At 32.9% G+C, this 17,429-nt stretch carries 18 protein-coding genes; 2 read left to right on the top strand and 16 right to left on the bottom strand.

What is annotated here, in order from left to right; genetic code table 11:
• Window positions 1-213: 213 nt before the first annotated feature.
• The 6 genes from ACH2BV_RS00890 to ACH2BV_RS00865 all read right to left on the bottom strand — a co-directional run bounded on the left by ACH2BV_RS00890 (window position 214) and on the right by ACH2BV_RS00865 (window position 5,165).
• Window positions 214-606 carry a hypothetical protein gene (locus ACH2BV_RS00890; protein WP_395048589.1) on the bottom strand — a complete coding sequence of 131 codons (393 nt, stop codon included), beginning with the start codon at window positions 604-606 and terminating at the stop codon, window positions 214-216.
• A 120-nt stretch (window positions 607-726) separates the two neighbouring features.
• Window positions 727-1,197: a hypothetical protein gene (locus ACH2BV_RS00885; protein ID WP_395048587.1), complete on the bottom strand. Its 471-nt coding sequence runs from the start codon at window positions 1,195-1,197 to the stop codon at window positions 727-729.
• A 129-nt stretch (window positions 1,198-1,326) separates the two neighbouring features.
• Entirely contained in the window at window positions 1,327-2,049 is a 723-nt protein-coding gene (locus ACH2BV_RS00880; RefSeq protein WP_395048585.1) for a hypothetical protein, read from the bottom strand.
• A gap of 288 nt (window positions 2,050-2,337) precedes the next feature.
• Entirely contained in the window at window positions 2,338-3,567 is a 1,230-nt protein-coding gene (locus ACH2BV_RS00875; RefSeq protein WP_395048583.1) for a replication initiation factor domain-containing protein, read from the bottom strand.
• Window positions 3,568-3,839: 272 nt separating this feature from the next.
• Entirely contained in the window at window positions 3,840-4,145 is a 306-nt protein-coding gene (locus ACH2BV_RS00870) for a hypothetical protein (protein ID WP_395048582.1), read from the bottom strand.
• 513 nt (window positions 4,146-4,658) lie between these two features.
• Window positions 4,659-5,165, bottom strand: a complete 507-nt coding sequence (locus tag ACH2BV_RS00865) for a DUF2911 domain-containing protein (RefSeq protein WP_395048580.1) — start codon at window positions 5,163-5,165, stop codon at window positions 4,659-4,661.
• Window positions 5,166-5,343: 178 nt separating this feature from the next.
• Between ACH2BV_RS00865 and ACH2BV_RS00860 the strand changes: the two genes are divergently transcribed.
• Both ACH2BV_RS00860 and ACH2BV_RS00855 read left to right on the top strand, forming a co-directional pair.
• A complete protein-coding gene (locus tag ACH2BV_RS00860; RefSeq protein WP_395048579.1) occupies window positions 5,344-7,260 on the top strand; it encodes a DUF294 nucleotidyltransferase-like domain-containing protein in 1,917 nt (638 codons plus the stop codon).
• Between the two features lie 2 nt (window positions 7,261-7,262).
• Window positions 7,263-7,859 (top strand): PolC-type DNA polymerase III, encoded by a 597-nt coding sequence (locus tag ACH2BV_RS00855; RefSeq protein WP_395048577.1) that lies wholly within the window; start codon window positions 7,263-7,265, stop codon window positions 7,857-7,859.
• Here ACH2BV_RS00855 and ACH2BV_RS00850 read toward each other — a convergent pair.
• The 10 genes from ACH2BV_RS00850 to ilvB form a co-directional block, all read right to left on the bottom strand.
• On the bottom strand, window positions 7,856-8,353 hold the full coding sequence (locus tag ACH2BV_RS00850) for a 4'-phosphopantetheinyl transferase superfamily protein (protein ID WP_395048576.1): 498 nt from the start codon (window positions 8,351-8,353) through the stop codon (window positions 7,856-7,858). The two genes, ACH2BV_RS00855 and ACH2BV_RS00850, sit on opposite strands and share 4 nt — an antisense overlap.
• Window positions 8,350-8,604 (bottom strand): acyl carrier protein, encoded by a 255-nt coding sequence (locus ACH2BV_RS00845; protein ID WP_395048575.1) that lies wholly within the window; start codon window positions 8,602-8,604, stop codon window positions 8,350-8,352. The genes ACH2BV_RS00850 and ACH2BV_RS00845 overlap by 4 nt, the downstream gene beginning before the upstream one ends.
• 12 nt (window positions 8,605-8,616) lie before the next feature.
• The gene (locus tag ACH2BV_RS00840; RefSeq protein ID WP_395048574.1) at window positions 8,617-9,891 is read right to left on the bottom strand and encodes a beta-ketoacyl-[acyl-carrier-protein] synthase family protein; all 1,275 of its coding nucleotides are present in this window, start codon (window positions 9,889-9,891) and stop codon (window positions 8,617-8,619) included.
• Entirely contained in the window at window positions 9,892-10,326 is a 435-nt protein-coding gene (locus ACH2BV_RS00835; RefSeq protein ID WP_395048572.1) for a 3-hydroxyacyl-ACP dehydratase FabZ family protein, read from the bottom strand. It abuts the gene before it with no gap.
• A 33-nt stretch (window positions 10,327-10,359) separates the two neighbouring features.
• A complete protein-coding gene (locus tag ACH2BV_RS00830; RefSeq protein ID WP_395048571.1) occupies window positions 10,360-11,412 on the bottom strand; it encodes a type III polyketide synthase in 1,053 nt (350 codons plus the stop codon).
• A gap of 49 nt (window positions 11,413-11,461) precedes the next feature.
• Window positions 11,462-12,208: a methyltransferase domain-containing protein gene (locus ACH2BV_RS00825; RefSeq protein WP_395048569.1), complete on the bottom strand. Its 747-nt coding sequence runs from the start codon at window positions 12,206-12,208 to the stop codon at window positions 11,462-11,464.
• The gene (locus ACH2BV_RS00820; protein ID WP_395048568.1) at window positions 12,209-13,342 is read right to left on the bottom strand and encodes an NAD(P)/FAD-dependent oxidoreductase; all 1,134 of its coding nucleotides are present in this window, start codon (window positions 13,340-13,342) and stop codon (window positions 12,209-12,211) included.
• Window positions 13,343-13,628: 286 nt separating this feature from the next.
• On the bottom strand, window positions 13,629-15,098 hold the full coding sequence (gene ilvC, locus ACH2BV_RS00815) for a ketol-acid reductoisomerase (protein ID WP_395048567.1): 1,470 nt from the start codon (window positions 15,096-15,098) through the stop codon (window positions 13,629-13,631).
• Window positions 15,099-15,204: 106 nt separating this feature from the next.
• Window positions 15,205-15,726 (bottom strand): acetolactate synthase small subunit, encoded by a 522-nt coding sequence (ilvN, locus tag ACH2BV_RS00810; protein ID WP_395048565.1) that lies wholly within the window; start codon window positions 15,724-15,726, stop codon window positions 15,205-15,207.
• A 4-nt stretch (window positions 15,727-15,730) separates the two neighbouring features.
• Window positions 15,731-17,428 (bottom strand): biosynthetic-type acetolactate synthase large subunit, encoded by a 1,698-nt coding sequence (ilvB, locus tag ACH2BV_RS00805; RefSeq protein ID WP_395048563.1) that lies wholly within the window; start codon window positions 17,426-17,428, stop codon window positions 15,731-15,733.
• Window position 17,429 lies beyond the last annotated feature (1 nt).

The following is a 17,429-nucleotide window of genomic DNA, read 5'->3' as shown; positions in this document are numbered from 1 at the left end:
CTTCGATACCTTTGATAATAGCCATCACAACGGCAGAATACTTAACAATGACACCGATAATACTAATAATGCCTTTTAATTTGTTCATTTTTACAGTTTTTTAGATTCTATTTCCTTTTGCTTTTCTGCCAAATGAGCAAACAACATATCGGCCAATTCGTGAACAATTAAGGGAAGAAATTTTAATACAAATTTTAACATCTTTTCTAAGTTTTAGTTATTAATGTAGGTACCAGCGTAACCGCCATTTTTTGCTTTTGGATTTACAACCATTGCCAAGGCATCAACTACAACTTTTCCCGTTTTGTGTTCCATTGTTCCCCAATGAAATGCACAAACACCAGTTTTCGTGTTGGTCAATGTTACAGCTATTGAACCCAACCATCCTTTATCTGATAATTTGCTTTTAGCTGTTGTTATACATCTTATAGCAATTAATTCTCCTTTTGACAATCTCCAACCTGATGTTAAAGTTTGTTCAACTCCCGCATTTGGACCTGTTTTGGGAAAATAACGGGTAGTTTTTGCACCTGAATGCTTAACAGTCTTTTGTTGACTATTATTATTGTTTTGGTAATCATTACCTTTTTGTTTTGAATATGACATTAGTGAAATAGATTTTTAATATTAATAATTAAATACGTGATTTTTTTTAAAATAAGTATCAAACTATCTACTAAGAATATTATTAAATAAATCCAATTTCGATAGTTTGAACCTTTGTTTTTATCGTCTTGCACGTCCTTTTGAGGTGGATTTTTTAGAGTACATTCTCCAACCAATAAAGCCAAGAATAGCAACACCGCCAATAATTATCCACGTTTTATATTTTATCCAACTTGCTTTCAACCAAACGGAAAAAACAAAATTGTTTAATGCTCCAACGTTGTCTTGAGCAAGTGGACTATTTGCGATTGCATTTGTAACTTTCGCCTTTTGCTTTGCTCCTGAAACAGCCAAATAATCGTTAACAGTGGCAGGCATTTCGAAAGTATCAAAAGCCTGTTCTGTACTAACATAAGGGGTTGCAGTTGGCAAAGCTTGTGCCTTTTGTGCTTTGCTTGGAGGTGCTTTTGTGGTTGCGATTCTTACCGCATCCTGTCCAATTCCTACATAATTTCCCGTAACTGCATTCATAACATTTTTAAGGCTAACTACACGTTTAACCTTAGAAGCTATAGTTTTAAAAATACTCATATTATTTCTTTTTTGTAAGTTCTTTCAAAATTTTTGCCTGTTCAAACGGGTTGCCCGTAGCCATAGCAATAACATTTTTTAAGGTAGTAAGCGACTTCACTTTTTTACCAATTTTGCTTAAAATGCCCATTACTCGACATTTTTAACCGTTCTTACAACGAAATTCACAATTACACCCTGAGACTTGTTTATTTCGATGAAGTTAACGTGTGCCAAAGGCAAAGCCAAACGACCAGTTAATACTTGTGCTACTGTTCCATCATTTTTCACGTATTGGATTGGGTCAACATCTACGCTTAACGCTCTAAGTTCGAACGGCAAGAATTTAACAACTTGTCCGTTTTCGAAAGAATAAGATATGTCGCTAACAGTGTCATCCATTGTCATAATGGCAAGGTCGAAACCTTTTACATCAACTTTTTTGGTAACCTCCTCGGCTGCAACACTTTTTTGCTCAAAATGAAATAAATCATTGGTAGAAACAGCGTGCTCCACTCCATAGACTTCATAAGCGTGTGGCGCTCTCAAGTCGTCTAATTGAATTTTAATACTTTCTTTTTCTGCAAGAAAAATAGACCCCTCCAAAGCTAATTCACATACGGCGATTGTTCCGAAATCTGCATTAGATTGTATTGCTTCGCCTCCATAAGTGGATGACAAAATCAAATCTTTTAAATTTACTTTGTTTGCAAGAATCACATTCGAACCGTTAGCACGCTCTATGTAAATTGATGCCTTTTCGTTAAGTAAATCCCCTAAATCGCCGTCAAAGCAAATTATTAAACTACCGATTGACTTTGTTACTGTCAATTCCTGACTTTTTAAAACACCTGTTAATGTAACAATTTTCATTTTTTGTATTTTTTAATTAATAATAATATCGAGTACAAAGGTTTGTGAGAATTGAAAAGTGGTGTTTCTAGTTTTTTCTATAAGTTTCTATTTTTTGTCGTTTTTTTCGCTTTTAAGACAATAAACCATATACTATTAAGTCTTGAATTGTTAGATATTTTCGGGTTAACGCGAGACTATCTAAAATAGTCTGATATTCTTTTCGAGCAGTCGGATAACTGACCTCTAAAATGTGCTTTAATTGTGTTTTGTTTACTTTTTGGCTTGTATTAGTTTTTTTGGCAGTTATCATAATATTTCAGGAATTGATTTGTATTGTGTAAAAATTACATCCATAAATAAATTACAGTGCTCTTGAAAAAGTTCACGATAAAAATATTTTTGAATCTTTTCTTTTTGCCTAAATTCGTGTAGATAGAAATTCATTTTGTTTAAAAACCAAACTTTTAACTTTTTATCAGTTGTAAAATCTGTATCCTCCAAAAGAAGATTTAAAGCAATGACATAACTTATATCTTGTTCGTTCGCGTAATACTCTCTAAAGAGTGACTTCGCCAATCGCTTCTTAATTGTAGTCGAAGAAATGAAACCTTTTTTAAGTTTCTTAATTATTGTTACTTGATTAGTTACTTGATTGCGCATACTATCAAAATCAAATAATTCAATTTTCTTTTCTTTATTAATTTGACTTTTACCCGTGTTTTCGTGAAGTTCAAAAAAACCTTTTGTCGCTATTTTAAGAAGTTCAAACAACGTCGATTTATTAAAAATACCCCAAGTCATATCTTGTTGTATTTCGTCGGATGTTTGGGAAATTTCTTTTAAGTGCCTGAAAAAAGCTGAATTTAATTGGTATTCGAACCTCCAAACATTTTCATTTTTAATACCATTATTCGTAAAAAAGTCATTGATATATGGCTTTTCCGTGAGTTGTAAAGACAACGTTTTATTATACACACGAATAATTTTATCAGATGTACGTTTTCCAATTTGAAAGCCATTAAGAATGCTTTTCCCCTTAAAAGTTTCAAAATAGGATTGTAAATTTTTTGGACGACCAGAAATAAGATAAGAGCCATTAATAATATTATCATAAATGTTCCTGTAATTGTGGTTTTTATCGTTTTTATCAATACAAATATCAAGTCTATTAATAGCCTTGAATAAATAATTTGTTTGGTCGCAGAACTCAGATATAAGATTTTTTAAATCTTGGTGCGATAAAGTATAAAACAAATGATTTTCAAACTGTAGTTGAGCAAAATTAACGTCAAGAATAGCAGACCTAGGGGAGTGCTGTAACGTTCCAATTTTTTCATTTTCAAAATATAAATCCGAACGAGAAGAGAAAATTTTTGTACCATAATCATAATGTACTAGTTTGAAATTTGAATTTTCAGGAAAATCGCAAAAAGGGTTTCCATCGAGGTTAATAATTAAATAGTCAATATTTATTAGCATGTTATCTTTTGTAGGTTTGAAATTCTTTTTTTTGTGGCGTTCTTTGTAGGTTATCATTTATTTATGAAAAATAGGTTTAGAAATATATGAATTGAATTGATTGACGAAATATTGAGGAATGCTAATAACATTCACACAATACCGCATATAAAGCACTGGAAAGATTTTAACGAAGTTTTTAAATGGTTTCATATTAAAGAGTGAGTTAGTTGCCGTTATACCCTACGGCAATTTTGTTTTAAGAAATTAACAGCTGAATTGTCCCCACTGAACTGAAATTTACTGCAGTAGAAAAGACATTGTAATTCTTTCTTTGTGACGCTTCATAATTATTTAAAAATTTCAGAATAAGATGGTAAATCAGCAACATCAAAAGGCGCAGGAATTAAAGAGAGTTGAGTTTCCAAATTCTTTAAATCACGTTTTGCCCATTCAATTTGCGTTAAAATGATGCTTTTGATAGAAAAATCAATATTATTAATATCAGAAAGTAACATTTGATATTGGTATATTAAATTTTCTGTAGAAACAGTTTCTAAAGGAAATTTGATAAACTCCTGAATATCATTTTTGAAAAAGATTAAATCTTTATACTTATATTCACGTTGTGCCATTAATTCGGAAATAGTAGCCATAATTAAGCGGTTAAAAGGTTATGTTTTAAAAGTTTGAGAAGTAAAGACTTACAAGAGGTTTCAAGCGGATTGCAATAAAAAATGTATTCATGTATTAATCTGTTTTGGGTAACAAGAAAAAAATCCTTTTTTATTTCAATTGTAACACCTAATTTTGACCCAAGCACTTTAATATGAAGAATCTTAAAATTTGTGTGCTCGGTTTTACAAAAAGGACGAATAAGTTTTAAAAATTTTTTTGGCTTAAAAGAAGAATGTTTTAAATTCTCTACCAAATGAAGAAGAAGTACATAATTTTCTAAAGGGGTTCTTTGTATCGACATAATAAAATTGTTAATGATTCGACTACAAAGATGAACTATAATTTATATTATGTAAAATAGAATTTTCAAGTATTCAATTGCCTTCTAAGATACTATATAGCCATTTTTATTACATATCCTGACCTCATACTTATTTAAATAAAAAAGCATTACCAATATTGATAATGCTTTATAAAAAGAATTTATAATTCTATTTGATAGAAATTGGAATATTCCATTTTTCCCAAATTAAAACAACACTATCATTATTTATTTTATAAGTTAAACTTTCAGTACTTGACTCTGAAATGTTTTGTTTTACAGTAACTCTTAACTGATCGTCTTTTTCTTTATATTTATAAGCTCCCCATTGTTTAGCTTCTTTATTAAAAATAATGATGGATTCTTTTTCATTTGGAATCACAAAAAAAGAATATTTTCCTGCAGGTAATTTTGAATTTTCAATGGTTAAATCCTTATCGGTTTCAAAAGTTGTCGCTTCATTAGCTCCAGCGCGCCAAACTTTATTAAAAGGAACCAGTTCTCCCCAAATTTTTCTTCCTTTTACAGACGGACTGCAATAATTGATGGTAATAGTAGCACCATTAATTTTGCCAGTAGCTACTGCTGCCGGGCTTGCCGGTTTATCTTGTGCATTAACGAAAGTTACCGTTAATAATACAATGAATAACAAATAAATTTTATTTTGTAATCCCATGATTTAAAATGTTTTAGTTTGAATCATAAATTTATAATATCTTAATTAAATTTCTAATTATATTTTATTTTTTTAAGAAAAAATTAAGAAATTTATAAATTAATCGTTTTACTCAATTAATGGCAGTATTTTAATTTATTAATTCATTATTTTTACATACGACTATACTAATTATTATATGAACACAATTGCAGAACACATTGCTGATTTCTTAAAGAAATATCCACCATTTGATAATTTATCTTTTCAGGAACTATCTGAGATTGCTACAAGTATTCGTGTGGTAAATCTAGAAAAACACAAAACCTTGTTCCAAATAAACGATGTTTTACACGATAGTTTTTATGTTGTTGCTTCTGGAGTTATTAATTTATCTGTTATTGCTGATGCTGAGGAAACATTATTGAACAAATGTGTTGCTGGTGATATTTTTGGTTTGCGTCCATTTTTCGCCAAAAATAATTATATGATGACGGCAAAAGCTCGTGAAGAAAGTATTATTTATGCTATTCCCATAGCCACTTTCCGCCCATTTGTAGCCAATAATTCGGAAGTTTTAGACTTTCTTTTGCATAGTTTCGCTACAAATACAAGTAATCCAAACGATATGGAAAATATCGGCGGAAAACTAATTTCTGATAATGTCTATTATTCTAATCAACAATCTGAAATGCAGTATTTTCAGTTGTTATCCTATAATATTTCTCCCCTAAAAGTTGCCATAACAAGTATGGTTCAGGAAGTAGCACAGCAAATGACGGATACCATGACTAATGGAGCCATTGTTTCTAAAGACAATTATCCTATTGGAATCATTACAAATACTGATATGTGCTCAAAAATTGCAACAGGGCGATTCCCGATCACGACAACTGTGGATAGAATTATGTCATCACCGGTTGTAACCGTAGTAGAAAATATTTCTTTGGCTGAAGCCCAATTGTTAATGTTGAAAAATAATGTAACTCATTTGTGTGTAACTAAAGATGGTTCTGATAAATCAGACATTAAAGGGATTATTTCTGAACACGATTTGATTGTGGCTCAAGCCAATAACCCTGGGGTTTTGATAAAAGAAATTAAACGATCTCAATCACCTAAAGATTTAAAATCAATTCGGGATCGATTGACAAATCTTATTCAAAAATCAATTCAAAAGAATGTTTCAATTTCTAATATTAGTAATATTGCAAGTGAAATTAATCTGGCCATCATAAAAAGATCAGTCGAATTATCTATCTTAGATTTAGGCTCTCCTCCTGCTCGTTTTGCTTGGCTAAGCATTGGTAGCCAAGGAAGAAAAGAACAATTGCTCCTTACAGATCAGGACAGTATTTTAGTTTTTGAAGACGTAACAGCAGATAAATACAGAGATGTAAAAGATTATTTCCTGAAATTAGGAAAAAGAACTACTGCTATTCTGGAAAAAGTGGGTTATGAATTCTGTCCAAATGGGCATATGGCAAGTAACATGCTTTGGTGTAAGTCATTGACTGACTGGACTAAACAATATAATAACTGGATGAATACTCCAGGTGAAAATAGTAACGAAATAAGCAGTATTTTCTTTGATTTCGAAATTGCTTTTGGCGAACAAAAAATTGAAGAATCAATTGAAAATGTCATTTTTAATAACGTTAAAAATAATGCTTTATTCTTCGATTTTCTTGGTAATGATGCTTTAAGAAAAAACGCACCATTAAGCTTTTTTAAGAAATTTATAGTAGAAGAAATAGGTGCTAACAAAGATAAATTCGACATTAAGACACGTGCATTAATGCCGCTGATCGATGGAGCTCGTTTATTCAGCTTAAGCTATAATTTAAAAGGTGTCAATAATACTTTTATGAGATTCAAACAATTAGCAATTGTAGACCCTAGAAATGCCGAAATTTATCTGAATTGTTCCGAAGCTTTTTTGACTTTATCAAGAATCAGAACTTTAGAAGGTTTAAAGAACGATAATTCTGGGCAATTTGTAAACTTGCAGGAATTGTCAAAAGTAGACAAAGAAAATTTAAAGAATGCATTGGCTCCAATGAGAGAATTGGAGGAATTAATAAAAAACAAGTTTCAACTTACCCAATTCTCATAATAATGTTAGACTGGATTAAAAATATCAAAAAGGAATATCCTGAATTTTGGAAAAATTATCTTTCTAAATTTGATAAAAAATCAAATCGATTTGTTGTACTATGTACCGAAACTACTGGTTTAAACCCAGAAAAAGACGTGATTTTATCAATTGGTTCTTTCTCTGTAATCAACAATAGTATTCTTATTGGAGATAGTTTTGAAGCTTATTTTGCTCAGTATAAATTCTTTCACGACAACGGGATTTCAAACGAATTTACCGTAGAAAGTAAAATGAAAAAACTTGGTGAATCTGAGGGAATTCAAGCCTTTATAGAGTTTATTGGGAATTCAGTATTGGTAGGACATCACATCGATTTTGATGTAGAAATGATTAATGCAGCTTTAGAAAGATTAGGTTGTGGAAGATTGAAAAATGAAGCCTTGGATATTGATATTATGCATCGAAAACTGCTGGATATTAATAACAAACAATTTTCGCTTGAAGAATTATCTGAGATTTACAAAATTCCTAAAAGTGACAGAAATTCATCTTCAGAAGATGCTTATAAAATAGCCTTGCTTTTCCTTAAACTAAAATCTAGGCTTGGGCTAAATTAAACAGAAATAATTTGCTCAAATCTCCCGTGGTGGCTAATAGATACTGGTTTAGAGCCGAAAGTTTCATTTTCGAAATAGCTTGGTATCCCATTATTTTTTTTAATATTATTTCGATTTTCCAATGTTTTAATTTTATCAAAATCTTTACTATTCTCAACTGCAATTGTATTGATAAATTGAGAAGTAACTTCTGTTTTTGTATAATAAACACTTTCCTTTATTACTACTTTTCCAAAGGCAATTCCATTTATTATTTCCAAATAAAAACATTCTAATTGCAAAGGATAATAACCCCGAATTTGCGTTTGCCGATTGTAAATTTTATATGCAGCTTCCTTCATACTCCATAAATTCCAGACCATAACTTCTGAATTCTCCGCATTAGAAATCTGTAATTGCTCGTTTTTGGTAAAGATTTTATCTAAAAATCCTTTTCTTTTCCAATTGCTTTCTTTTTGGGCTAAAGCCAAATCTACAATATCGTTTCCTATCATTTTTCGGATAACTTGGTTTCAATAATCTCCATTGCTGATTTAACATCAATCATTCGTTCCATCGATTGATTATCGATTATGATGTTGAATTCCTCTTCAATATCTAATATTACATCTACTAAATTTGCTGAATTTATTTGTAAATCAGTGATAAAATCAGTGTTTTCGGTAAGAGTATCAAAGGCTTCCTGATTTTTGATATACGGTTTTACGATTACCTTTAACTTCTCAATTAATTCGGGTTTGTTCATATTTTAAATCTTTTAATTTTTATATTTCTTAAATACCACACATCCATTCACATCTCCAAAACCAAAGCTTGCTTTTGCAATAATAGTCAATTCTTTTTCAATTAATTGCTGTGGAATTCGGGTTGCATCAATAATGGCGGTGATTTCAGGATGCAAATCTTCACAATTGATATTCGGAAAAACAAACCCCTGATGCAATTGCAACACCGAAGCAACACTTTCAATGCTTCCTGCGCCTGACAAACAATGGCCAACCATTGATTTCAATGAATTAATGTAAGGAAAATCTACTCCACTCCTATTTAAAGCCTGACTCCAATTTTGTACTTCTAAACTATCTTTTGAAGTAGCAGTCAGATGTCCATTAATAGCATCAATTTCATTAGGATGAATTCCCGCATTTTTCAAAGCGTCTTTAATACATTTTTGCACGGCAACAGGATTTGGAGCCGTCATTGTCCCTTGACCACGCTGGCCTCCTGAATTCAAATTACCACCAAGAACTTCCGCATATATTTTTGCTCCTCGAGCCAAAGCCGTTTCCAAATCTTCCAAAACCAATGCTCCTGCCCCACTTCCCGGAACAAAACCAGAAGCACTCACTGACATTGGTCTTGACCCTTGTTCTGGCGTTTGGTTATGTTTAAAAGTGCATACTTTCATTGCGTCAAATCCACCCCAAATATAAGGACCGGAATCGCTAGTACTTCCCGCCAAAATACGTTTTGCCTGACCCGATTTAATGCGTTCAAAAGCCATCAAAATAGCTTCTGTTCCCGTTGTACAAGCGGATGAATTGGTTGTCACTTGATTTCCCAATCCTAATTTCCCACCCAAATAAGCGCTCACACCACTATTCATTGTCTGTGCCACGGCTGTACTTCCTAATCTTCGGGTTTGCAAGTCGTCAATTTTATAGATGCTTTCTCTAAATTTATCAATTCCGGAAGTTCCGGTTCCAAAAAAAGTTCCACTATCCCAATCCGGTTCATCGTTGATTTCTAATGATAATCCCGCATCCTTCCATGCATCAATTCCTGCAATTACTCCATACAAAATACCGGTTGAATTGAAATTTCGAAGTTCCAATTCAGTAAAATAGCGCAATGATAATTCGGTAGAAACATCCGGTTTTCCTGCAATTTGACAAGAGAATTGCAATCGTTCTAATTCTTGATCATGTTTTATGCCTGATATTCCATTTTTGATGGCATTGGTAAACGCATCAAGCCCTACTCCATTTGGTGCAACAACTCCAAGGCCAGTTATGACAACTCTTTTTTGCATCTATTTAGAATTTATAATTCCTGCAATTGTACCTGAGCAAACTTCTTCTTCCTTCTGATTTATCATCTTGACTTTGCATTTTAACTTACCAAATCTAAAATATATTTTCTCTGAAATTACCGTCACTTTTTCATTAGGATAGACAGGTTTTAAATATTCTATATCTGTTGATGTTAATAAAATTGCAGTATTTATATTAAATGTATCATTTAGCAAATTAATTCCCAAGCACACTAAGCCAATTTGCGCCATTACTTCCGTAAGAATAACTCCTGGCGTGATGGGATTATCCTTGAAGTGGCCTTTGTAAAAATCCAGATTTTCATCAAAAGTATAGGTGCCTTCTACTCCATTCTCATCGATATGAAGCAATTCATCCACGAACAAAAATGGTTTGGAATACGGTAATTTTGATATTATTTCTTCTTTGGTCATATTCTTCGTAATTCCACTTTAAGGGTTAGGTGCTTAAAATTGCAATAATACCTTTTGAGCTGAAAATCCCGGACCAAAACTCAGCATCAATCCTTTTGCTCCTTTTTTGGGTTTACTATCCATTATCCGTTCTAAAACGTATAAAACAGTGGCACTGGACATATTTCCATACAATCGCAATACTTCTTTGGTGTCATCTATATTTTTTCCTAAATCTGAAAATAAACTTTCTACGGTTTGAACAATCTTTTTTCCACCTGGATGAAAAATCAGATGGTCTAAATCTTCTGTTATTAGATTATTCTTCTCCAAAAAAGGATTAATAATATCCGGAAAATGGGAAGAAATAGTTACCGGAACATCAATATCCAAAATCATTTGCAGGCCTGAATTCGTCAGTTTGAAACCCATTAAATGTTCTGCATCGTAGAAATGATACATTTCTTCATCCAAGATTTCCGGACCGTCATCATCATTATGGGAAGAAAGCAGCACACAAGCGGCTCCGTCACCGAAAATCGCGGCACTGACAATGTTAGCCATCGAAAAATCATCCAATTGAAACGTTGCTGTTGGACTTTCGACCGCAATTACCGCCGCACGTTTCCCAGGATTGGCCTTTAAGAAGTTTTTTGCATAAATAATTCCTGAAATCCCTGCAGCACAGCCCATTTCAGTTACGGGAAGCCGAACAATATCCTGACGTAATTTCAGTTTGTTAATCAGATATGCATCCAATGAAGGAATCATTATTCCAGTGCAGCTTACTGTAATGATATAATCTATATCTTCTGGTTTCCAATTGGCTTTTTCTAGGGCTTTTTCCAAGACTTTCGAACCTAAATCAATGACCTCACGGACGTATATATCATTTCTTTCTTCGAAAGAAGTATTAGTAAAAACTTCGACTGGATCCATAATGGAATAGCGTTTGTCAACAGCCGCTCCTTCAAAAATTTTCTTAACTTTTCTTATGAAACGAGAATCTTGTCCTACGAGCCAAGCATCAAGAAAGGGAATAATTTCCTCCGTTGTTCTGTAATATTTAGGTAATTGTTTGGAAACACATTTAATTTTTACACTCATATTTTTTTTGACTTTCAGATAATAGACGGATAGATAATAGATTTAAACTTTATAAATCTTTTCTCTTTATTTCTTTAATCTCTTTGTCTTTTTTTATAATCCATTGGTAACGGAAAGCCCATTTCCATTGAATTTTATAGTTGGTTAAATTTAATTTTTCTGAAAAATGTACAAATTCTTCCTTTTTAAAACCTCTTAAAATGGAAACTAATCCATCTTCTCTTGACATTGCATTCAATTGAAATGCAAAACATAAACCTTGAAATAATCGATAAGCCAATACATTTCTATGCAAATCATTAATCACAATACCAATTCTTGAATTCGTATTACAAATAGTCATTAATCGTATGATTTCATCGTCTTTAAAATGATGTAATGTCAATGTACATAGCACTATGTCATATTTTAATTCTTCGAAAGGCTGACTAAAAATATCTTCGCAACGATAGCTTATATTTGAATAATTCTCGCTTAATTTTCTTGCGTGGTTGATGGTAAAAGCATTAGCATCAATTCCTATTAACTGAAAATTTAGATTGTGTTTCAACCCAAAATTGGCCAAAGTTCGCAACATATCTCCATTGCCACAACCCACGTCCACAATCGTAATTTCTGTTGTTTTGGATATTTTCCCGATCAAATCCTGAACACCGCGTAAAGTTAGCTGGTTTCCACCCAGGAGTTGGTTTATTTTGGCTATTTTATCCAAAGCATCACGAAGGATTTCGCCTTCCATAGCAAAATCATCCATTATTTCCGGATCTTCAGATCTATATTTAGTATTTACCAGCATTTAAGATTTCAAAATTATTGGTTTCCCGTGCGTTTTTTTAATGATTTTAGGTAATAGAAACGGAAATATAGCCAATAATTGCATAAGAAGTGAAGCTAATTTTTCTTTCTGCAGGATTTTAGCCAAAAATCGACCTGTTGAGAGACGACTTTTGAAATTTTTATTCCACTCTTGTGTGTATCTTTCTTCCAACTCTTTTTGAGAATGTATCTTATTGTCCAAAAAATCTATAATCAATTCAGAAGCAATTTTAGCACTATGAATAGCCATCGCCATTCCGTTACCACACAAAGGATGAATCAATCCTGCCGTGTCGCCAATCATCAGAATATGGTTTTCGACTGTGTTTTTTTTCTCAAAAGAAATTTGGCTTATCGTCAAAGGCTTTTCAAAAAGTAACACGCAGTTTTCAAAAACAGCTTTCAAATGAGGATTTTTATAAACTACTTTTGATTGAAATTCTTCTATATTCTTATATTGTTTGAAAGTTTCATAATCGGCAAGATAACAGATATTTATGATGTTATTTTCTACTTTGGAAACACCACAATAACCTCCTTTAAAATTATGTAGGCCAACCAGATTACTAGGGAAATTTCCTGAATAATGTGACTTAACGGCCAACCAAGGTGATTTTTTTTGAATAAAATCGCGATTTAACTTTTGGTCAATATTTGAACGTTTTCCGAAAGCGCCAAGAACAATTTTTGATTTCAATTCTAAAGCATCGGAAGTTGAAATGCTAAATTCATTTTTGGTAAAATGAATATCGATTACTGTACCCTTAATAATTTGGCAACCACTTGCTATTGCTTTTTGGCAAAGATAATTATCCAATTCATAGCGACTTATTCCAAATCCTCCCAATGGTAAATGGGCAGAAATAATTTTTCCTTTTGCAGTAGAAAACTCCATTTTGGAAATAATGGATGGTTTTAAATCAGAAATATGTAATCCTAATGATTCAAAATAAGGCAAAACTTCATTTGAAATGTATTCTCCACAAACTTTGTGTTTTGGAAATTCATTTTTCTCAATCAAGGTAACTTTCAACCCAGATTTCGACAAATGAATGGCACTGGTCAAACCAGCCAATCCTCCACCGATAATTAAAACATCAAAACTTGTTTCCATAGGATTGCTAATTTAGTAATTTACTTAGCATTTTTTTTAAACTTTATCATTTCTTTATATGTTTTTGAAACTTATTATGGCATAAAAAAAGGCAAAATAGAATTTCTACTTTGCCCATATATTTTTTATTAATTTAGGGATTACCTCACTTAACTTTCTATCTCGTCAAGGAGTTAAGTGAATGTAAATTGACTATTTGCACTAATTTCTTTAATAAGTTTTTACTAATTCAAAATATTATGAAATAAAGATGTTTGCCAAAATCCCTGCACACATAAAGTGTGTATTATCCAATTTTTTTCATTGCTGTCATAGATTCTCGCAACCACGCTCCTACTTCTTCTATAGGATGTTGACGAATTTCATTGTTTACCGCAATTAATACTGCATTTTCAACACCATTTGTTTTTGAAAATGGTTTTCCAATTACATTAGTATCAACTGTTTTCATAAAATCAGTCAACAATGGTTTGCAAGCGTGATCAAACAAATAACAACCGTATTCTGCAGTGTCAGAAATGATTCGGTTCATTTCATATAATTTCTTTCTGGCTACAGTATTTGCAATCAAAGGCAATTCGTGCAATGATTCATAGTAAGCTGATTCTTCAATGATTCCTGATTGTGTCATGGTTTCAAATGCTAATTCTACACCAGCTTTCACCATTGCAATCATCAAAACTCCGTTATCAAAATACTCTTGCTCAGAAATATGAGCAGCAGTTGGCGCTGTTTTCTCGAAATTCGTTTCGGCAGTGGCAGCTCTCCAAGTCAATAGATTGACATCATCGTTTGCCCAGTCAATCATCATGTTTTTTGAAAATTCGCCAGAAATAATGTCATCCATATGTTTTTGGAATAACGGACGCATTATGTCTTTTAATTCTTCGGCAAGTTCGAAAGCTTCAATTTTTGAAGGATTGTTCAAACGATCCATCATATTTGTAATTCCACCGTGTTTCAAGGCTTCGGTAATAGTTTCCCAACCGTATTGAATTAATTTTGAAGCATAAGCTGGTTCAATACCTTTTTCGACCATTTTGTCAAAACACAAGATAGAACCTGTTTGCAACATTCCGCAAAGGATAGTTTGTTCTCCCATTAAATCCGATTTTACTTCGGCTACGAAAGAAGAGTTCAAAACTCCTGCTTTGTGACCTCCAGTAGCAACTGCATAAGCTTTTGCTTGAGCAAAACCTTCACCGTTTGGATCATTTTCTGGGTGAACTGCGATTAATGTTGGAACACCAAAACCTCTTTTATATTCTTCACGAACTTCAGATCCTGGACATTTTGGAGCACACATAATAACAGTAATGTCTTTACGAATTTGCATTCCTTCTTCCACGATGTTGAAACCGTGAGAATAAGCTAAAGTTGATCCCTTTTTCATCAAAGGCATAATAGCCGCAACAACAGCGGTGTGTTGTTTGTCTGGCGTAAGGTTACAAACCAAATCAGCCGTTGGGATTAATTCCTCATAAGTTCCCACTTTGAAACCATTGTCTGCAGCGTTCATAAAAGAAGCTCTTTTTTGTGCAATAGCTTCAGCACGCAAAGCATAAGAAATATCTAAGCCAGAATCTCTCATATTCAAACCTTGGTTCAATCCTTGAGCTCCGCAACCTACGATAACTACTTTTTTTGCTTTAAGGGCTGCTATTCCATCTGCAAATTCGGACTGATCCATAAATTCGCAAACGCCTAATTGTTCTAATTGTAATCTAAGTGGTAATGAATTGAAATAATTTGCCATTTTTTTGTGTTTAATAATTGTAAAAAATTTATAATTTAATAATTGAAATAGAAGCTCTTCTATAAGTTCATTGTGACAACTGCAAACTGCGACTGAACACTGAATACTATTTTAGTTCTTCCAATAAAGTTGTTATTTCCATTTTTTCTTTAGAAACGGATATTCTTCCGGAGCGCACAAACTGCATAATTCCGAAAGGCTTTAATTTTTTGTATAATTCTTCTATTTCAGAACGTTTTCCTGATTTTGAAATTACGAAAAAGTCTCTTGAAACAGTAACAATTTCCGAGTGGCTTTCTTTGATGATGTTTTGTATTTGTCTTTCGTCAAATAACAAACTGGACTCAATTTTAAAAATAGCACTTTCAAGGAAAATGGTTTCTTCGTCAATATGATAGAAAGCCTTGATAACTTCAATTTGTTTTTCGATTTGGCCTACAATGTTTTTAACCCATTTTTCAGTGGTGTTAACCACAATTATAAATCGAGAAACATTTTCGATTTCTGATTCGGATACATTTAGACTTAATATATTGATGTGGCGTTTCAAGAATATTCCTGATATTCTGTTGAGTAAACCAACGTTGTTTTCTGAATAAACAGAAATGGTGAACATTTTATTTTCCATAATATTAACTTAATCTGATATCTGCAACCGAAGCTCCTGTTGGAATCATTGGGAATACATTGTTTTCTTTTTCGACCATAACTTCTAGGAAATAGGAATCTTTTGAAGCCAACATTTCAGAAACAGCGTCATTCAATTCTTCTCTTTTGGTTATTTTTTTTGATTTTATATGATACCCTTCTGCAATTGCAACAAAGTTTGGATTGGTCATTACAGTTGAAGCATATCTGCTGTCAAAAAACAGTTCTTGCCATTGGCGAACCATCCCTAAAAACTCATTGTTGAGTACCACGATTTTCACCGGAACTTTGGTTTGAAAAATGGTTCCTAACTCTTGAATGGTCATTTGAAAACCACCATCTCCAATGATAGCAACGACTTCACGATTTGGCATTCCCATTTTAGCTCCAATAGCCGCTGGCAATGCAAATCCCATTGTCCCTAATCCTCCGGAAGTAATGTTACTTTTGGTTGAATTGAATTTAGCATAGCGACAGGCAAACATTTGGTGTTGACCAACATCAGAAACGATAATGGCATCTCCATTTGAATGTTTATTAATCATTTCTATAGTTTCGCCCATAGAAATTCCGCCATTTTTTGATGGAGTTAACTCTTCTTTAATAACCGTATCAAATTCGATTTTATATTTTTCCTTGAATTCGTTGAGCCAAGATTCGTGAGTTTTGCTTTCGATAAGGGGAATCAATGCTTGTAAAGATTCTTTAACATCTGCCAAAACTGCAATATTAGTTTTTACATTTTTATCAATTTCAGAAGGGTCAATTTCGAAATGAATTACTTTAGCTTGTTTGGCATAAGTGGCCAAATTTCCAGTAACACGATCGTCAAAACGCATTCCCAGAGCAATCAAAACATCACATTCATTAGTAAGTACATTTGGACCGTAATTCCCGTGCATACCTAACATTCCTACATTCAAAGGGTGGTCTGTTGGCAATGCAGAAAGGCCTAAAATAGTCCAAGCTGCAGGAATTCCTGATTTTTCGACCAATGCTTTTAGTTCAGCTTCGGCTTGGCCAAGGATAATTCCTTGTCCAAAAATGATGTAGGGTTTTTTAGCATTATTAATTAAATCTGCTGCTTCCTTTACTTTCTCAAGATTTAAAGTTGGTTTTGGATTATAACTTCTAATTCCCGTACATTTTTTATAATTAAATTCCAGTTCTTCAAACTGTGCATTTTTTGTAATGTCAATTAAAACTGGACCTGGACGCCCTGATTTTGCAATATAAAAAGCTCTGGCGATGATTTCCGGAATTTCAGAGGCTTCAGTAATTTGATAATTCCATTTGGTTACCGGAGTTGAAATTCCGATAATATCAGTTTCCTGAAAAGCATCTGAACCCAATAAATGTTTTCCCACTTGGCCAGTGATACAAACCATTGGAGTGGAATCGATTTGGGCATCGGCAATCCCAGTTACTAGATTTGTTGCTCCGGGACCTGAAGTCGCGATAGCAACACCCACTTTTCCAGTAGCTCTTGCATACCCTTGAGCGGCATGAGTTGCACCTTGTTCGTGTCGCACCAATACGTGATGCAATTCGTCCTTAAATTTATATAATTCGTCATAAACCGGCATTATGGCACCACCGGGATATCCATAAACCAAGTCTACTCCTTCTTCTAGTAAACATCTAATAACGGCTTCTGCGCCTGATATTTTATTATTTTTCATT

It is taken from the genome of Flavobacterium sp., from assembly GCF_043780635.1.
Taxonomy (GTDB): domain Bacteria; phylum Bacteroidota; class Bacteroidia; order Flavobacteriales; family Flavobacteriaceae; genus Flavobacterium.
The sequence above is the reverse complement of the archived record's forward strand: the minus strand, read 5'-3'. Positions and strand labels throughout refer to the sequence as shown.